15 protein-coding genes are annotated in these 18144 nt (G+C 54.1%); 10 read left to right on the top strand and 5 right to left on the bottom strand.

Features of this window, described 5'->3' with window-relative positions; genetic code table 11:
* Nucleotides 1-37 precede the first annotated feature (37 nt).
* Nucleotides 38-946: an arginase gene (gene rocF / locus NST44_RS25920; RefSeq protein WP_340901013.1), complete on the bottom strand. Its 909-nt coding sequence runs from the start codon at nt 944-946 to the stop codon at nt 38-40.
* A gap of 700 nt (nt 947-1646) precedes the next feature.
* Here rocF and NST44_RS25915 point away from each other — a divergent pair.
* The 6 genes from NST44_RS25915 to rbsB are packed head-to-tail and all read left to right on the top strand — an operon-like array spanning nt 1647 to nt 7308.
* Entirely contained in the window at nt 1647-2630 is a 984-nt protein-coding gene (locus NST44_RS25915) for a LacI family DNA-binding transcriptional regulator (RefSeq protein WP_007129677.1), read from the top strand.
* Nucleotides 2630-3514 (top strand): ribokinase, encoded by an 885-nt coding sequence (rbsK, locus tag NST44_RS25910; protein WP_028405252.1) that lies wholly within the window; start codon nt 2630-2632, stop codon nt 3512-3514. The genes NST44_RS25915 and rbsK overlap by 1 nt, the downstream gene beginning before the upstream one ends.
* Nucleotides 3511-3909 carry a D-ribose pyranase gene (gene rbsD, locus NST44_RS25905; RefSeq protein ID WP_007129679.1) on the top strand — a complete coding sequence of 133 codons (399 nt, stop codon included), beginning with the start codon at nt 3511-3513 and terminating at the stop codon, nt 3907-3909. The genes rbsK and rbsD overlap by 4 nt, the downstream gene beginning before the upstream one ends.
* Nucleotides 3910-3924: 15 nt before the next feature.
* Nucleotides 3925-5406: a sugar ABC transporter ATP-binding protein gene (locus tag NST44_RS25900; RefSeq protein ID WP_340901009.1), complete on the top strand. Its 1482-nt coding sequence runs from the start codon at nt 3925-3927 to the stop codon at nt 5404-5406.
* 1 nt (nt 5407) lies between these two features.
* Nucleotides 5408-6376, top strand: coding sequence for a ribose ABC transporter permease RbsC (gene rbsC, locus NST44_RS25895; protein ID WP_007129681.1), 969 nt, complete (start codon nt 5408-5410; stop codon nt 6374-6376).
* A 14-nt stretch (nt 6377-6390) separates the two neighbouring features.
* Nucleotides 6391-7308: a ribose ABC transporter substrate-binding protein RbsB gene (rbsB, locus tag NST44_RS25890; protein ID WP_077565260.1), complete on the top strand. Its 918-nt coding sequence runs from the start codon at nt 6391-6393 to the stop codon at nt 7306-7308.
* A gap of 799 nt (nt 7309-8107) precedes the next feature.
* Here the strand turns inward: rbsB and NST44_RS25885 are convergent.
* From NST44_RS25885 to NST44_RS25870, 4 genes are all read right to left on the bottom strand, one after another.
* Entirely contained in the window at nt 8108-8968 is an 861-nt protein-coding gene (locus NST44_RS25885) for an IS3 family transposase (protein WP_244152709.1), read from the bottom strand.
* 11 nt (nt 8969-8979) lie between these two features.
* The gene (locus NST44_RS25880) at nt 8980-9276 is read right to left on the bottom strand and encodes a transposase (protein ID WP_340901007.1); all 297 of its coding nucleotides are present in this window, start codon (nt 9274-9276) and stop codon (nt 8980-8982) included.
* A 475-nt stretch (nt 9277-9751) separates the two neighbouring features.
* Nucleotides 9752-11362, bottom strand: a complete 1611-nt coding sequence (locus tag NST44_RS25875; protein ID WP_340901006.1) for a helix-turn-helix domain-containing protein — start codon at nt 11360-11362, stop codon at nt 9752-9754.
* Nucleotides 11359-13107, bottom strand: a complete 1749-nt coding sequence (locus NST44_RS25870; protein WP_251536933.1) for a sensor histidine kinase — start codon at nt 13105-13107, stop codon at nt 11359-11361. The genes NST44_RS25875 and NST44_RS25870 overlap by 4 nt, the downstream gene beginning before the upstream one ends.
* Before the next feature lie 316 nt (nt 13108-13423).
* Here NST44_RS25870 and NST44_RS25865 point away from each other — a divergent pair, with 316 nt between their 5' ends.
* The 4 genes from NST44_RS25865 (at nt 13424) to NST44_RS25850 (ending at nt 18118) form a co-directional block, all read left to right on the top strand.
* Nucleotides 13424-14350, top strand: coding sequence for an ABC transporter permease (locus NST44_RS25865; protein WP_007133119.1), 927 nt, complete (start codon nt 13424-13426; stop codon nt 14348-14350).
* Nucleotides 14351-14366: 16 nt separating this feature from the next.
* Nucleotides 14367-15287, top strand: a complete 921-nt coding sequence (locus NST44_RS25860; RefSeq protein ID WP_340901005.1) for a carbohydrate ABC transporter permease — start codon at nt 14367-14369, stop codon at nt 15285-15287.
* Nucleotides 15288-15389: 102 nt separating this feature from the next.
* Nucleotides 15390-16955: an extracellular solute-binding protein gene (locus NST44_RS25855; protein ID WP_445670731.1), complete on the top strand. Its 1566-nt coding sequence runs from the start codon at nt 15390-15392 to the stop codon at nt 16953-16955.
* A gap of 104 nt (nt 16956-17059) precedes the next feature.
* Nucleotides 17060-18118 carry a Gfo/Idh/MocA family protein gene (locus tag NST44_RS25850; RefSeq protein WP_340901003.1) on the top strand — a complete coding sequence of 353 codons (1059 nt, stop codon included), beginning with the start codon at nt 17060-17062 and terminating at the stop codon, nt 18116-18118.
* Nucleotides 18119-18144: the final 26 nt, after the last annotated feature.

Raw genomic sequence — 18144 nt, 5'->3', positions numbered from 1 at the left:
CATACACTTACTTCTCCGGTGTAATACGTCGTAAAGCTTATAGAATTCGTTCCCCCAGCAGGGAGGATATGAGTCCAACCAGGAGCCGGGACGTACGCTGGCCGGAGTCCAGCAGCGGATTGCTCTCCACGAACTCGGCGGAGACGAGGATTCCGGCTTCATGCAGCGTTTCCAGCGCAAGATGTGCCTCCCGGTAGCTGAGGCCGCCCGGCACCGGCGTCCCGGTCCCCGGAGCGATCGATGGGTCGACGCTGTCAATGTCAAAGGAGAGGTGGACGCCATCCGTTCCGGAAGATGCGATGCGAATCGCTTCCTCCATGACACGAAACATGCCCAGACGGTCGATATCCTGCATCGTGTAGCAGGTGATGCCCTCGCGGCGGATCAGCTCCCGCTCGCCCTGGTCAAGAGACCGTGCTCCGATAAGCACAACATGCTCAGGCGATATAAAAGAGCCGTAGCCGCTGATTCCGGTCAGCCGGGCGTCGCCTTTCCCAAGGCCGACAGCCAGCGACATGCCGTGAATATTGCCCGAGGGCGTTGTGTCCGGCGTGTTCAGATCGGAATGCGCATCCATCCAGATGACCCCCAGCTGACGATAGTGCCGGGTTAATCCGGCAAGGGTGCCGATTGCGATGCTGTGGTCGCCGCCGAGCACAAGGGGGAAGTGGCCGGCTTCCGCTGCAGCGTGGATTCTGGCGGTCAGCGCTTCGTTTACGGCGAGGACCTCGTGTAGATTTTTTAGCCGGGCGTCTCGTGCCGTGCCTTTAGCATGCGGCGGCGGAGCAAGCCGTTCGGCGATATATTGGACGCCAAGCGCCTGGAGCTTGCGCGCCAAGCCTGCCCGGAACAGGGCCTCCGGTCCCTGGGCGGCGCCCCTGCGTGCGGCACCCCGGTCGAACGGAACGGAAAAGACGGATACTTGGGAGAATCGATGATTTGTCATTCAATGCTCACCTCCCGTCATGAGTGATACGGTTTTTGGTTTTGGCTGGTTCTGAGGGTCAAGACGCCTTGATCGCTGTTTGCACCCCGCGATGACCAGCCTTGGCAGCGGCATGCTGCGGCCCAACGTCGGGTAGCATACGTATGCTGCACCAAGCCCGCATCCCGCAGCAGAAATTTAAGCGCCCCTGCGTCGTTTGATTCGGTCATCCTCCGGTTCGCTCGAAGCGAATCCGAAAAAATGAGTAAGGTGGTACATGCGAGCAGACGAGCAGTCACGGAAATGGGACGGGGATGCAAGAGCGGGATGGAATGCTGCCTGTCATGCATCATATGCTTTGGCCTAGCTGTATGGCTTGGGCGGTTAGTCAGGCGAAAGGACAAATATGGCGACAGCCTAAAGGACGATCGAAGTTGGCGACATCGCAGATAGGCGACGGTGGGGAGCAAGACAGAAGGCGATGATGAGGGAACAAGACGGAAGGCGACTGCCGGTAATCCATGGAGAGGAAGCAGGACGGGAGATGATTGCAAATAAACAATGGTGAGTGAAGCAATGCGGGAAATAGTACATTTCCAATAGACTGAAATCGCTGTAAAAAAATCCCGGAGTTAAAATGCTTGCGCCATGAAAGCGTTTGTGATAATCTATACCTGTAACCGGTTACACATCGGTTTACATGGATGAGGTGATGACGCAGATGACGACCATTCGAGATGTGGCCAAGCACGCTGGTGTTTCGGTCGCTACCGTTTCACGGGTTTTAAATGGAAACGGTTACGTACATGAGGATACCCGCTCCAAGGTGGAGCAGGCGATCCGCGAGTTGAATTATACGCCCAATGAGGTGGCAAGGTCTTTATATAAACGAAAATCGAAACTAATCGGATTGCTGCTTCCGGATATTATGAACCCGTATTTCCCGCAGCTCGCCCGCGGTGTCGAGGATGAGATGCAGGAGAACGACTACCGGTTGATTTTCGGGAACAGCGATGAAAGCAAGAAGAAGGAAATGGAGTACATCCAGACCTTTATCCAGAACAACGTGGTGGGGGTCATTTCCTCAACCAATGATCCTGACGCCGACATGTATCAGGATTTGAACATACCGGTCGTATTTTTGGACCGGACATCCAATGACCGGCCGTCGGTATATGCCGATGGACGTGAGGGCGGACGGATTGCGGCAAGGGAAATCGTGCGCCGCGGCAGCAAGGCAATCACCTTGATGCAAGGTCCGGCGAACGTGCGGCCGGCGCAGGAGCGCTTTGAGGGGGCAGCCGAAGCATTGGCGGAGCAAGGCGCATCGTTTCAGGTGCTGAAGACGACATCCTTTTCGTTATCCCGCGCAGAAGGCTTTGCCCAGGAAGTGTTCCGGCAGTATCCCGATACGGACGGCGTCATTGCAAGTAATGATATCCTGGCATCCGCCGTATTAAAGGAAGCGCATCGGCTGGGAAAGAGAGTGCCGGAGGACGTGCAGATCATCGGCTTTGACGATATTTTGCTCAGCAGCCTGCTGTATCCTTCGCTGTCGACCATTCATCAGCCTGCTTATGAAATGGGCCGGGAGGCGGCCAAGCTGCTGATCGGACTGATTGAGGGAGAACGGATGGAGCGAAGCAGCGTCGAGTTTTCCGTCACATTTATGGAGCGCCAGACAACGAGAAAGGTGGAATCATAATGGCTAAAATAACGGTAATCGGAAGCGCATCCATGGACCTGGTGGTAACGTCCGCCAAGCGTCCGGGAGCAGGCGAAACCGTGCTCGGGGACAGTTTCAAGACGGTCCCCGGCGGAAAGGGAGCGAATCAAGCGGTTGCTGCAGCAAGGCTTGGCGCCGAGGTGACCATGATCGGCCGCGTAGGCGACGATTCGTTCGGTCAGGTCATTTTGAACAATTTGAAAGCGAACGGTATTGTTGCCGACTATGTGGAACCGGTTACAGATATGGAGAGCGGAACGGCTCACATTATTTTGGCCGAAGGGGATAACAGCATCGTTTTTGTGAAGGCAGCGAATGACTTGGTAACGCCGGACTACGTTGACCGGGCCGCCGAGGTTATTCAAGGATCGGATATCGTGCTGATCCAGCAGGAAATTCCGGAGGAAACGGTCGTGCATGTCAGCGATTTGTGTGCGAAATACGGCGTACCGCTTATCCTTAATCCAGCACCAGCCCGGCCGGTGCCGCAATCGGTCATCGAGAAAGCTGCTTATATTACGCCGAACGAGCACGAAGCGTTGGTTCTGTTTGGCGAAGAGCCTCTCGGCGAGGTGCTGCGGCGTTATCCGAACAAGCTGATTGTGACCGAAGGGAAGAAGGGCGTACGCTATTACGACGGTTCGCAGGAGGTTGTTGTTCCCGGCTACAAGGTCGAAGCGGTCGACACGACGGGCGCGGGCGACACGTTTAACGGGGCGTTCGCGGTGGCCCTTGCCGAAGGCATGAGCCTTTCGGACAGCCTGGATTTTGCCAATCGGGCGGCTGCCTTGTCGGTAACGAAGTTCGGGGCACAGGGCGGCATGCCGACCCGCCGCGAAGTGGAAGGGGGCAGCTTGCGATGAAGAAGAACGGCATGCTGAACAGCCATATTGCGAAGGTGCTGGCCGATCTGGGACATACGGACCGTATCGTTATCGGCGATGTCGGGCTTCCGGTGCCGCCGGGAGTTCCGAAGATCGATCTGGCCTTGCGTCTAGGCACCCCGGGCTTCAAGGAGGTCGTGGATGCCATCGCGGAGGACATGGTCATCGAGAAGGTAGTGATCGCCGAAGAGATGAAGGCTGAAAATAAGGAAACACTGCAATATATACATGATACATTCCGGGATTGCGAGATTGAAGCTTGCCCGCATGAGCGGTTCAAGCAGCTGATGGGAGACGCGAAGGCGGTCATCCGCACGGGTGAAGCGAAGCCGTATGCGAATTGCATTTTACAGGCGGGGGTTCATTTCGGTTAATAAGGAGGTTGCACCATGAACATTGAGATGAAGAATATTCATAAGTCCTTCGGGACAAACCGGGTGCTGGCAGGCGTGGACTTTGATCTCCGGGAAGGAGAAGTCCATGCCCTGATGGGAGAGAATGGTGCGGGTAAATCGACACTAATGAACATCCTGACCGGGCTGCACAGCCGGGACGAAGGCACGATCGTCATCGATGGCCAGGAGACGTACTTCAGCAGCCCGAAGGAAGCGGAAGAGAAGGGCATCGCTTTCATTCATCAGGAGCTGAACATCTGGCCAGAGATGAAGGTGCTGGACAACCTGTTTATCGGCAAGGAGCCGACGTCGGGTCTTGGGTTTTTGAACATGAAGCAAATGAAGGCGCTTGCGAAGGAGCAGTTCGGCAAATTATCCGTAACGATTCCGCTGACCCAGGAGGCCGGTGAATGCTCTGTCGGCCAGCAGCAAATGATCGAGATCGCCAAAGCGCTGATGACCAAGGCGAAAGTCATTATCATGGACGAACCGACGGCGGCGCTGACGGAACGGGAAATCGAGAAGCTGTTCGAGGTCATCCGTTCGCTCAAGAAGGAAGGCGTCTCCATCGTCTATATCTCGCACCGGATGGAAGAGATCTTTACGATATGCGACCGGATTACGGTCATGCGCGACGGCAAATCCGTTGATACGAAGCCGATTCCGGATACGAACTTCGACGAGGTTGTTCGCAAGATGGTCGGACGGGAGCTGACCGAGCGCTATCCGGCCCGACATCCCGTTCCAGGCGATGTGGTGCTGGAAGTGAAAAACATCAGCAGCAAAGGTAAATTCGAGAACGTAAGCTTCTCGGTAAGAGCTGGCGAAATCGTCGGAATGTCGGGACTGATGGGCGCAGGACGCACCGAAATGATGCGGGCCATTTTCGGACTGGATCGGCTTGATAGCGGCGAGATCTGGGTGCGCGGCAAGAAAGTCAATATCCGCAAACCGGATGACGCGGTTAAGCACGGGATCGGTTTTATTACCGAGGACCGAAAGGATGAAGGCCTAGTGCTGGACTTCTCCGTCCGCGAAAATATGGCGCTGACGAATCTGTTCAGCTTCTCGTCCAAGGGGTTCATATCGGCGAAGAAAGAGCTGGATTTTGTGGACACGCTGACCAAGCGCCTACAGATCAAGACCCATACGACCGAGACGCCGGCCCGGAACCTGTCGGGGGGCAATCAGCAGAAGGTCGTCATCGCCAAGTGGATCGGCATTGGTCCGAGCGTGCTCATCCTGGACGAGCCGACACGGGGAGTGGACGTCGGGGCCAAGCGGGAAATATACCAGCTGATGAATGAGTTGACCGAACGCGGCGTAGCCATTCTGATGGTTTCTTCAGAGCTGCCGGAGGTGCTCGGCATGAGCGACCGAATCCTTGTCGTTCACGAGGGCCGGATTTCCGGAGAAGTGAGCGGAGAGAACGCAACGCAGGAACAGATCATGACTCTAGCTACAGGAGGACAATAATATGACAACCATTCATGATGCGAAGGCGGGAAAAGGCTTTAATGTCTCAGGCTTCACGCAAAAGCTCGGGCCGCTGCTCGGACTGATCATTCTCATCGTCATCGTTTCGGTTCTGAATCCGAGTTTTTTGGAACCGCTCAATATACTGAACCTGCTGCGCCAGGTATCCATTAACGCCCTGATTGCATTCGGGATGACGTTCGTCATTCTGACGGGAGGCATCGACTTGTCGGTCGGCTCCATTCTGGCACTGTCCAGCGCATTTGTCGCCAATATGATGGTGGCGGGCTTCGACCCGATTCTGTCGATTATTATCGGGGTGGCACTCGGCGGTGTCATGGGGATGATTAACGGCCTCATGATCACGAAAGGAAAAATGGCTCCGTTCATTGCAACCTTGGCCACCATGACGATTTTCCGGGGGCTGACGCTCGTCTATACCAACGGGAATCCGATCACGGGTCTAGGTGACAGCCTGGCGTTCCAGCTGTTCGGCCGCGGTTATTTGCTGGGCATTCCGGTGCCGGCCATTACCATGATCATCACGTTTGCTGTACTGTGGGTAATTTTGCATAAGACATCGTTCGGACGCAAAACCTATGCGATTGGCGGCAACGAAAAAGCTTCGCTTGTATCCGGTATTAAGGTTTCACGAGTGAAAATTATGATCTATTCCCTGGCAGGCATGCTGTCCGCCCTGGCGGGTGCGATTCTGACGTCCCGTCTGAACTCCGCCCAGCCGACGGCAGGAACATCGTACGAGCTTGATGCCATCGCCGCAGTCGTGCTTGGCGGTACGAGCTTGACCGGCGGACGGGGACGGATCGTCGGCACCCTGATCGGTGTGCTGATCATCGGTATCCTGAATAACGGACTCAATTTGCTCGGTGTCAATTCCTTCTATCAGATGGTCGTGAAGGGCGTCGTCATTGCGATTGCCGTTCTGCTCGACCGGAAGAAATCGGCTTAAGGGAGAGAGGAACTATGAAAAAAATAACGCTATTGCTCATGTCGCTCATGCTGGTCTTCATCACCGGCTGTTCCCTGGAGCCGCCGGAATGGGCGAAGCCGAAGCGGAGTGGAAACATTGAAGATATGAAGATCGGCCTGTCGATCTCCACGTTGAACAATCCGTTCTTCGTATCGTTGAAGGACGGAGTCGTGGAAGAAGCGGCCAAGCAGGGAATCGAGGTCGTTGTCGTGGATGCGCAGAACGACTCCGCCAAGCAGAGCAACGACGTGGACGATTTGATTCAGCAAGGGGTCGACGCGCTGCTGATCAATCCGACGGATTCTTCCGCCATCTCCACGGTGGTGCAGACGGCGAACAGCCTTGACATACCGGTCGTAACGCTGGACCGCTCTGCGGATAAAGGCGAGGTAGCGGCGCTGGTCGCATCCGATAACGTGAAGGGCGGACAGATGGCTGCGGAATTTATCGTGGAGCAGCTGGGCAAGGACGCCAAAGTCATTGAGCTGGAAGGCGTTCCGGGAGCATCGGCAACGCGTGAGCGCGGCAAAGGCTTCCACGACATCGCGGATGAGCAGCTGAACGTAGTTGCGAAGCAGGCGGCTGATTTCGACCGGACGAAAGGTCTGACCGTAACCGAAAACCTGCTGCAGGGCAATCCGGATGCAAAAGCGATTTTCGCCCATAACGACGAGATGGCGCTCGGCGCAATCGAAGCGATCCAAAGCTCCGGCAAGGATATTATGGTCATCGGCTTTGACGGTAACGAGGATGCGTTGAAATCGATCGAGGCCGGCAACATGACGGCAACGGTGGCGCAGCAGCCGGAGCTGATCGGTCAGCTTGCGGTTCAAGCGGCGAAGGATGTGCTGCAAGGCAAAGAGGTGGAGAAAAACATCGCCGCTCCGCTGAAAATGGTCGTGAAGGAGTAGTTGTGCAATACGCGTGGCTGGCTAAAGCTTGGTGTGCGTATAATGCCGCTGTGCTGAAGGATTAGAAGCATGGCCAGCTAAAGTGGGTTTGAAGGCATAAGGAGCGAGGGCCGCAGAAACTGATCTTTAAGAAATTAGGACAGAACGAACGCGGCTCACAAATCTGGCTCAAAGAAGGAATATAGATTTAACGCGGTCCTGGTTGAAAAGCCGGGAGCCGCGTTTTTTTATTGGCTTTTTCCAATGAGAGGCCTTCTGAGCGGATCGTTTGGCCTCAGTTAGGGAGAATCGGTCGGTAAAGTCGCTATGAATGCTCGCTGCAGGGCGAGGGCGAGTCCGGAAGGAGCGAACAAGTCCCGGAAAAGTACTTGTGGAGCGCAAAACGAGCCTGAGAAGGGCGAACAAGTCCCGAAAAGGGACGTGTGAAGCGATAACGAGCGCAAGAAGGGCGAGCAAGTCCCGAAAAGGGACGTGTGGAGCGCAAACGAGCGTAAGAAGGGCGAACAAGTCCCGAAAAAGGACGTGTCGAGCGGAAACGAGCGCAAGAAGGGCGAGGAAGTCCCGAAAAGGGACGTGTGGAGCGCAAACGAGCGTAAGAGGGGCGAACAAGTCCCGAAAAGGGACGTGTGGAGCGCAAACGAGCGTAAGAGGGGCGAACAAGTCCCGGAAAAGTACTTGTGGAGCGGAAACGAGCGCAAGAAGGGCGAGCAAGTCCCGAAAAGGGACGTGTGGAGCGCAAACGAGCGTAAGAAGGGCGAACAAGTCCCGAAATGCTCTTCTGTCAAGAAAGTAGACACCTCTAAGCTATGCACTCGTAATAGCACTGCTCAAAACGCACCGGGGACATATACCCAATCGTACTGTTAGAACGTTTTCGGTTGTAAAAAAATTCAAGGTACCGGTACAGCTTCTGCCCGGCTTCCTCTTTTGTTTTAAACTTAGGTTTGCTGTAAATGAATTCTCGCTTTAGGATACTGTGAAACGCTTCAATACAGGCGTTGTCGTAGCAGTTTCCTTTGCGGCTCATACTGGGCTTCATGTTAAATTGCTTCAACTGTTCACGGTACTCTTTAGCGGCATATTGCGAACCGCGGTCGGAATGGTGAATCAATCCCTTCGGAGGCTTCTTAGCAGCATACGCCATCTTTAGGGCATCGAGGGTAAGGTCTGTGGTCATCCGATCGCTTAGCTTCCAACCGACGATTTGTTTGGTGTACAGATCCAGGATGCTCGCAAGGTAGAGTTTCCCTTGGCGGCAGGGGATGTACGTGATGTCAGCGACCCACTTTTCGTTGGGCTTTGTGGCTTTGAAATTTTGTTCCAACACGTTAGGGGCAATCGGGAGATCATGCTTGGAATCGGTCGTAACCACTCGGAACTTACGGGCCATGCATGAACGAAGGCCATGTTCGCGCATAATGAGGCCCACCGTACGTTCCGATACCGTCCATCCTTCCTTCACCAGCTCGTTTCGTATTCGGGGACTGCCGTAGGTTTCATCGGAGTCATAGAAGTGCCATTTCACACGTTCAGCCAGCGTTGCCTTACGTTTTTCCCGTTCAGAAGCTTCAGAGGTACGCCATTTGTAATAACCGCTCCGAGACACGTGAAAGAGAACGCACATCTTCTCCAATCGAAACTCGGAGCGATGATCTTCGATAAACTGGAACCTTAGTTCTTTTCTTTGCTGAAGATGTGCATGGCCTTTTTTAGAATCGCAATTTCTTCTCTCAAATCATCAATTTCACGTTTCTGATCTTCGATAAGTTGGGTTTGCTGACGTAAGGTTTCTCCATGGTTGACAGGCTCGTGCTCGAATACTCGATACTTTTTGAGCCAGTTACGTAATGTGCCTGGATTAATGTTCAATTCATCGGCAATCTGCTCCACCGTCTTCGACTGTTCTTGCACATACTTTACGGTTTCACGTTTAAATGTCTCGTTGTAATGTTGTCTATTGCCACTCATTTTTTTTTTGACACCCTCTCGTCTGCTTTGTTTCATTATCGTTTTATCACTAAGGGGTGTCCACTTTTTATTCTAGCTGCAAAAAAGGACGTGTCGAGCGGAAACGAGCGCAAGAAGGGCGAGCAAGTCCCGAAAAGGGACATTGAGCTGCCATAAAGTCACTGATCCATCCTTCAATCCCGCAAAAAGGCTTCAACGGAGCAGGCGGAATCATGCCGGAAAAGCGGAGCGTTCTCCTTTGTCCTCTAATTTTAACTACAGATAAGATCATTCCAGAAAATTAGAGGACAACAGAGATTGGAGGCATGATCCGCATGCGGAGTGATGGCACACAGAAGGCGGTATGATCCGCATGAGGAGTAATGGCTCACAGAAGGAGGCATAATCCGCATGCGGAGTGATGACACACGGAAGGAAGCATGACCCGCATACTTTTTATAGGACATGGAGCTGCCGCGCAGCATGCTCTTCGCCCTCACCCCAACACGCGCTGCCCCTCGGCCACCGCCCGGCGGTAGTCGCTCGGCGACCAGCCGGTATCCTGCTTGAACAGCTTCGAGAAATAAGAATAGTTCGAATACCCGACTTTGGCCGCGATCTGATAGACCGAGAGCGAGGTCGTTTCCAGCAGCTGCCGGGCCGCTTTGATGCGGACCTGAATGATGTAGGTGCCGAGCGATACGCCGGTTTCCTTCTTGAATACGCGGGCCAAGTAATCCGGATTCAGATAGACGATTTCCGCGAGGCTGGCGCGTGTCAGATCGTCCCCGTAATGGCGGTGGATGTACTGCCGGATTTCCTCAACGACCGTAGGAGAGGGATCGCCGAAAAAGTGATAGTCCGCCGCGGTTTGCACCAGATACGCGATATATTTCTCCATATCCTCGATCGAGTTCAGCGATTGCAGGAACAGCTGGTCATGCGTCTTGCCGCTGTACAGCTTGTGCGCCTGGATTTCCCGGCTCTTCAGATAGGCGTACACCAGCTGCACGATATCAATCCGGAACTGCCTCAGCACGGAGGCATTGCAGACGCCTTGGCGGGCAAGATTCCGCAAATAACCGCGAATCTCATTCAGAAACGCCGCCGGGTCATTCTGGTGCAGGAGCGCCTCCCATGAAGCCGAATCGGGCGGAGAATAAGCGGTTTCCTCCAGCGGATGATGCGCCAGGAACATGATTTGATTGCGCTTCTTGATCAGATCCTCGTTCATCTGCAGCAGCTCCCGGATGGAGCCTGGAACGCGTCCAAGCTCCGCGGTATCGGCGATGCAGCAGCAGGCATCGCTCTTGAGGAATTTGTTGGCTTGCTGAATGAACGAGAGGAACGCCGACTCGATCGCCGCAGGATCCGAAGCCTGGCTCCATTTCAGCACAAGGATCCAGTTATAATCCCTAAACTCCTGGATCGTCTCCACCGAGAAGCGAGGATCATCCAGCAGCTCGCTAAGCACATTGAGCAGCGCGTAGTCGAACAGATCCTTGTCTTCCTTCCCGAGGCTCCGATCGTACGGGAAAATGGTCAGGTGGACCGGAGTAAACAGATCGGACGTGAGATAAGACACATCATGCTCGGCGGCTGATTCCGCGATGGCGGCGGCGTCCACCGAAGGCCTTTTCTCGTGTATCCATTTGCGCCAGAATTGCTCCTGCAGCTTACGCTGATTTTTTTTCCACAGCTGTCCTTCCTTCAGCGCCTCCTGATAGCTTTGCTGCTCCTTTGCTTTGTATATCGCCTTGGAGATGATCAAGGTGAGCTTATCGAACTCGATCGGCTTCAGGAAATAATCGAAGCTCTGCAGCTCGATCGCTTTCTGCGCGTAGTTGAAGTCCGCGTAATTGGTCAGGAAGATGGTCTGCACGGCGTACCGCTCCTCCCGGATCCAGGCTAACAGCTCAAGGCCGCTGCCCTGCGGCATTTCGATATCGCAGATGAGGATCTGCACGGCATGCTGCTGCAGGATCTCCCGGGCCTGGGCGACATTATAAGCGGTAAACACCCCCTCAATCGAGAGCGCATTCCAATCGATCTTCTGCTGCAGGGCGGCTACGACAAATACATCATCATCCACAAGCAATACGTTCATCGTTCGGCTCCTTTCAGGGTTGCGTCGGAAAGCAGCAGCGGCAGCTCAAGGATGATCCGGGCGCCGCCGTCCTCGCGGTTATCGAAAAACGTCCGGGCCCGGCGCTGGTAGAGGAGCTCCAGGCGCTGCAGGGTGTTCATGATGCCAATGCGTTTTCCGCCAGCTTGCTTAAGCGGCCGCCCGTTCTGAAGCTGCTCGAGGATGTCCGGCGGGAACCCGGGCCCGGTATCGGAAATTTCGATGCAGAGCCGGGGATGCTCTCCCTCCGTTTGCAGAGAAACGTCAAGGCTGATTAACAGCGTCTGGGTGCGGGATACGGCATATTTGACGGCATTTTCAATGAAGGTTTGAAGCAGCAGCGGCGGGATCTTCAGCCCGCTCAAATCATCGGTCATTCCGGCAATCCGGTACATGAACGCGTCCTGGTAACGATGCTTTTGAATTTCCAAATAAATGCGGACATGCTCAATCTCGTCGCCCAGCCTGACCAAGTCATCGCCGCTTTGAAAGATATAGCGGAAGTATTTCGATGTGGACAAGGACATGTACTCGATCTCCTTATGCATCTGCATCTGCGCCATACTGTAAATATTCGTCAAGCAATTCAGGAAAAAATGAGGGTTGATCTGCAGCTTCATATAGTTCAGCTGGATCCGCTGCTTCTCCAGCTCTTGCTCGTACATTTCGATCTTGAATTTCTTGATCTGTTCAATCAGATGCTTGAACTGGGAATTGACCTGTTCCAGCTCGGTGATCTCGCTGCTTCGAAAATCGAGGCTTTCGCTGTCCTCATGAATGCGCCTCAGATTTTCCGAGAAATTCTGAATGGGCTTCAGCACCTTTTTCTTGAAGTACAGCATAACGACGCTGAGCGTGCAGGTCAGTACAACGAACAGCAGCATGATGAGCAGCTGGGCGATCATGATTTTCTCGAACATGCCGAATTGGATCACCAGCTGCACATGAAAGGACGCATTGGAGAACGCTTTGGTCACAGTGGTTGTTGAGGGCGGGAACCTCAGCAAGGAAGCGGCCGCGCCGCTGACGCGGGTACGCGGATCATCGTCCGCTGCCGGGCCCGATATAGCTTCTCCGTTTGATCCGATCAAGGAAACGTAGCCTTCCTCGCCCAGGTTCAGCTCGCGCAAGGGCCGGATCAGGTCGTCGGCGGAAATGAGGCAGATCAAGTAGCGGTTATGATAGGGCACGATATTCACGATGTAGTGGGTATCCCGGACGCGGATCGGCTTCCAATTGGAGTAGAAGGTCTCATAGACGTTTTTGCTATCGGTTAAGGAAACGATCTGCTCCTTGATCTCAAGAAACTCCGAATACGTCACGGACATCGGGGCGTAGTTTTGGAAGAAGTCCTGCTCCTTCAGATAAAAAAAGAAATTGTAGCCCTGGCCGTAATTTTTTTGCAGCTCGTTAAATCGTTTATGAACGCGTTCGCTTGCTTCAATGAAATCGACGTATTCGGTATCCTTGTCGTCCAGCGTCTTCACGCTTTCGTCGTTAGCCAGCGTCCATCCCATGTAATGATTGATATAAGCGAAGTCATGGTTGATCTGCTGGATATACAAATTCGCCGTATCCTGCAAATACCGCGTGGACTGCTGCTTGACGATGAAGATCGATGCGAAGCTGATCACGAGATCGACGACAAGGGCGAAGATCGAGATGAAGAGCATGATTTTGACATAATGCCGAATCGGATAAGGCTTGTTATAAAGCGACTTGACCATCGGAATTCTCCAGTTCCTTTCGCGAATGCCTTGAAATGAAAGCGTTTTAAGGATAGTAAGGCTATTATAAAACGAAAGACGCAAAAAAACATGGCGTTCCTGGAGGCCTCCCGCGATAAAGTCCGGATATTGCCGGTTTAAGTCCGGATAACGGCAGGACATTGCCGAAACCGGGGCCCCAAGTCTCGGTAAGGGTAAAAGAAAGGTCCGATTAGCGTTTCACAAGGTCCGGTTAACGCTGCTCCGCCGGAGTATACTGAAGCTGTTCGATTCAACCTAACGCTTTGGAAGCGGCGGGAGAGAAAGGGGGATTCCATTGAAAGCAGGCCAACTGAACGACTCCCGGCAGCTTATTTCGAGAATCAAGAAAAATTGGGGGCTGTACCTGCTGCTGCTGCCCGCGGTGGTGCTGGTCCTGTTGTTTTCCTACGTGCCGATGTACGGCATCCTGATCGCCTTTAAAGATTACAGTCCTGCGGCAGGCATTATGGACAGCCCGTGGGCGGGGCTGAAATACTTCGAGAAATTTTTCCGCTCCTATCAATTTGAGAGCACGATCAAAAACACGGTCGTCATCAGCCTCTACAGCGTGGCTACGTTTCCGATTCCGATCATGCTCGCATTGATGGTCAACCAGATGCGTCCCAACCGGTTCAAGCGGTTTTTCCAGACGGTGACCTACATGCCGCACTTCATTTCGACGGTGGTCATGGTCGGCCTGATGCTCATCCTGTTCTCGCCCAGCACGGGCTTGATCGGCAACCTGTTCCGCCTCTTCGGTGCCGAGGCGCCGAATCTGATGGGCTCGGCCGGGTGGTTCAGCAGCGTCTATGTGTGGTCCGACGTGTGGCAGCACATGGGCTGGGACAGCATCATTTATATCGCGGCCCTGTCGGCCGTCAATCCCAGCCTGTACGAGGCGGCGACGATGGATGGCGCGAGCCGTTGGCAGAAGATCCGTTACATCGATATCCCGATGCTGATGCCGACCATGATCACGCTATTGATCCTGCGAATCGGAAATCTGCTTGGCGTCGGCTTCGAGAAGGTGTATCTGATGCAAAACAACCTCAATATCACGTCCAGCGAGGTGATCGCGACCTATGTGTACAAAATCGGGATGCTGAGCAGCCAGTACAGCTTTTCCTCGGCCATCAACCTGTTTAACACGGTCATTAATTTCGTGCTCCTAATCATGGTGAACTACATTTCCAAGAAGTACAGCGAGAACAGCTTATGGTAGAGAGAGGAGGGTTTCAATGAGCGGAATGGAAGCAAAAACGAAAAAAGGGGCGCGCGCCGTCTACACCCGTTCCTCTGACCGCATCCTGGAGATTGCCATGTACATCTTCGCCGTCCTCTTGTTGATCGTTCTGATCTATCCGATCTATTTTATCGTCATTGCCTCATTCAGCGATCCGGCAGCCGTTGCGAACGGGCAAGTGTGGCTGTTTCCGAAAGATTTTACGCTGGCGGGCTATCAGGAATTGCTGAAGCATTCTAATATATGGGTGGGGTACCGTAATACGATCCTGTATACCATCGTGGGAACGGTGATCGGCCTGGCGGTCAACATTTCGGCAGCCTACGCGCTGTCCAGACGGGATTTGGTCGGCGGCAAGTACATTTCCCTGCTTTTTATATTCACGATGTTCTTTAACGGCGGCCTGATCCCTACCTTCATGACGATCCGGGATTTCCAGCTGTACGATACGTTTCTCGTCATGGTGCTGCCGTTCTCGGTGGCGGTATTCAACATTATCGTAGCGCGGACGTTCTTCAAGACGAGCATCCCCGAGGATTTATGGGAGGCGGCCCAGATCGACGGATGCGGGAATCTGAGGTATTTTGTCCAGATCGTCATCCCGCTCTCGAAAGCGGTAATCTCGGTCATCGCCTTATGGACGGCCGTCGGCCATTGGAATTCATACTTCAACGCGCTGATTTATTTGAAAGATTCGAATCTGTATCCGCTGCAGCTTATCCTCCGAAACATTCTGGTGACGAACCAGATGCAATCGGCCCTCGGAACGGGGGAAGCCGCAGCCGTCGCGCTGCGCTTGGCTAACCTGATGCGGTATGCGGTCATCATTGTCGCTACGGTTCCGATCATGTGCATTTACCCGTTTGTGCAGAAATATTTCAACCAGGGGGTGATGATCGGAGCCGTAAAGCAATAATGTTCGATTCAGTGCATGTCCTATCATCAAAAAGCTTGGGGGGATTATGGAATGGTAAAGGGCTTGAAGCTTAAGGCATTTCCGGTCAAGACGGCGGTTTCGATGCTGCTGGCTCTGATGCTGGTGTTTAATCTGGCGGGGTGCAGCGGCAGCGGCAAGGAACCGGCGGCGGAGCCGGATGCGGCTTTTAATGAAGAAGGGCTGCCGATCGTGAATGAACCGATCACGCTGGACGTGTTGACCGTTCGATGGGGGAATATGGGGGATACGTTTCTTCAGAATCAATGGCTGAAAGATCTGGAGAAGCAAACCAACGTGAAAATCAACTGGCAGATCATGTCCTCGAACGACTGGGGCGAACAGAAATCGATCATGCTGGCAAGCGGGACGCTCCCGGACATCATTTTCGGGGACATTGTGTTCAGCGATTCCGATATCGTCAACAATCTGTCCTACTTCCGGCCGCTCGACGAATACATCGACCGGTACATGCCGAATTTAAAGGCAGCGATGGAAGAGACGCCGGAGATGAAACAGATGAGCACCTTCCCGGACGGAAAGATCTACTCCCTTCCGGCACGGCTCCCGTCCAGACCGGAATCGTCGATCCAGCCGATCATCAACAAGACCTGGCTTGACAAGCTTGGATTGGACGTACCCGACAATACCGAAGAGCTGTACCAGGTGTTCAAAGCGTTCAAGGAACAGGATCCGAACGGGAACGGAAAAGCCGATGAAATCCCGGTCAGCGGTTCCGGGGATATCAGCGTGGATTTATACAATCCGTTCGGCATTACCGACATCAATGCCAACAGCATGATGGTGGTGGACGGGGAGCCCGTGTACTATCCGATTACGGAAAATTATAAAGAAGCGATAAAATGGGCGCATCAGTTGTACGCCGAAGGTCTGATCGACCAGGAGGTGTTCACCCAGGACAACACCATGCTGACGGCCAAGCAGCAGAATCCCGATGCTCCGCTGATCGGCTTCTCCAATCAGTGGGTACCCGATGCCGTGTTCGGGAAGTGGAAGGATCAATACATCGCCATTCCACCGATCGCCGGTCCTGACGGAAAACGCTATCAGGGCGGAGAGCCGGGCGGCTTGAGCCTGCGGCGGAACCAGCTGCTCATTACGACCTCCAACGAGCATCCGGAAGTATCGGCGCGCTGGGCAGACCAATTCTATACCAATGAAGCCAGCATCCAGAATTTCTGGGGCGCGTTCGGCACCGTCATTAAGAAAAACGACGACGGTACGTACACGCTGATGAATCCGCCGGAGGGAACGAGCGCGGATGCTTGGTACTGGGAGCAGTCGGTTCGCGATTTTGGACCGAAGTACGTCAGCCCGAGCTTTGAGCGCAATATCATCCTGGACGAAACGACAGGAGACGGCTTGAAGCTGGTCATCGATAAGCTGGGCAGCGATTATGTGACCACCCCGTTCCCGAACGTCATGTACAGTGCGGAGGAATTCCAGGAGCTGCCTACGCTGACGACCGATATCGACGGTTATGTCAGCACAACCCGGGCAAAATGGATTACGGAGGGCAACATTGATCAGGAATGGGACGCTTATGTGAATAAGCTGAACGAAATGGGACTGGAGCGGCTGCTCCAGATTCGCAAGGATGCTTATAAACGGTATACCAGCGCAAAGTGATGCCAGTATAAGGCGAATGCGGCCCTGCAGATGCGAATAGGCAGGGCCGCCGCCGTTTTGCGCGGGGCAATCTACATTTTAAGAACAAGAGGAGAGCGTTAGACATGAACAAGTTTCGGATCGGTTTGATTGGACTCGGCGGCATGGCGAAAGAGCATATCCGCTGGATGAAAGCAGAGAATGTGTATGAGTTTGTTGCCGTCAGCGATGTGAACGGGGACGCGATGGCGAGAGTCGGCGATCAGCTCGGCATCGAAGACGGCAAGCGCTACGCGAATTATAAGGGACTGATCGAAGACCCGGATGTGGACGCGGTCGTCTCGGTGACGCCGAATAACGTACATGCCGACATCATGAGTGCATGCCTTCATGCGGGAAAACCCTTTTTGGCGGAGAAGCCGTTTACGCGGATCTTCGAGGAGGCTGTGCCCTTGCTGGAATTGTACGAGAAACATCCGGTCCCGGTCATGATCGGCTTTACGTATCGTTATACGCCGGCATTCCGCTATGCCCGGGAGATCGTGCGTTCCGGGAAACTGGGCACGGTCCGGCATTTCTCCCACCAATATCTCCAGGGCTTTGGCGTCCCGCATCAACAGGTCCCGTATATGTGGAGGTATAACAAGGCCGTCACCGGGACGGGGGCTCTGGGCGATCTCGGCTCGCATATGATCGACATGGCGCGCTTTCTATTCGGAGAGTTCGAGGAGCTGACCGCCCAGCTGCAGACGATCGTTCCGGAACGCCGCGATCCGGTCACGGGAGCGATGGCGAAGATTGAGGTCGATGATTTCGCAAGCTTTCAGGCCCGGATGACAGGGGACGTTATGGGCGTGTTCCAAACGTCGCGCAATGCATTCGGCTCGGGCAACCAGCATGAAGTAACGATCTACGGCGATTTGGGGACGGTTCATGCGGGAACGCTTGACCCCGACCACATCGTGTGGATCCGTGAGGAAGAGGGTGGGCAGCTGGCGAGAGCACTCGTCGAGGTGCCGGCTCATTGCAAGGTCACGCAGTATGCCGATTTTGCCGCCGTTTTAAGAGGGACCCCGGCAGACGGCGTGCCCGGCTTTATGGACGGGTACCGGAACCAGGAGGTGCTGGATGCCGTCGTAAGAGCAAGCGAGTCCAAGTCTGCCGTGCGGCTTAGGGCGGATTGAGCGTATCCCGACCGGTTTAAGCGTGT

The sequence above is a fragment of the Paenibacillus sp. FSL W8-0919 genome (genome assembly GCF_038003785.1).
GTDB lineage: Bacteria > Bacillota > Bacilli > Paenibacillales > Paenibacillaceae > Paenibacillus_AQ > Paenibacillus_AQ lactis.
Note: the sequence above shows the minus strand (reverse complement) of the source record. Positions and strands in the feature narration are given on the sequence as shown.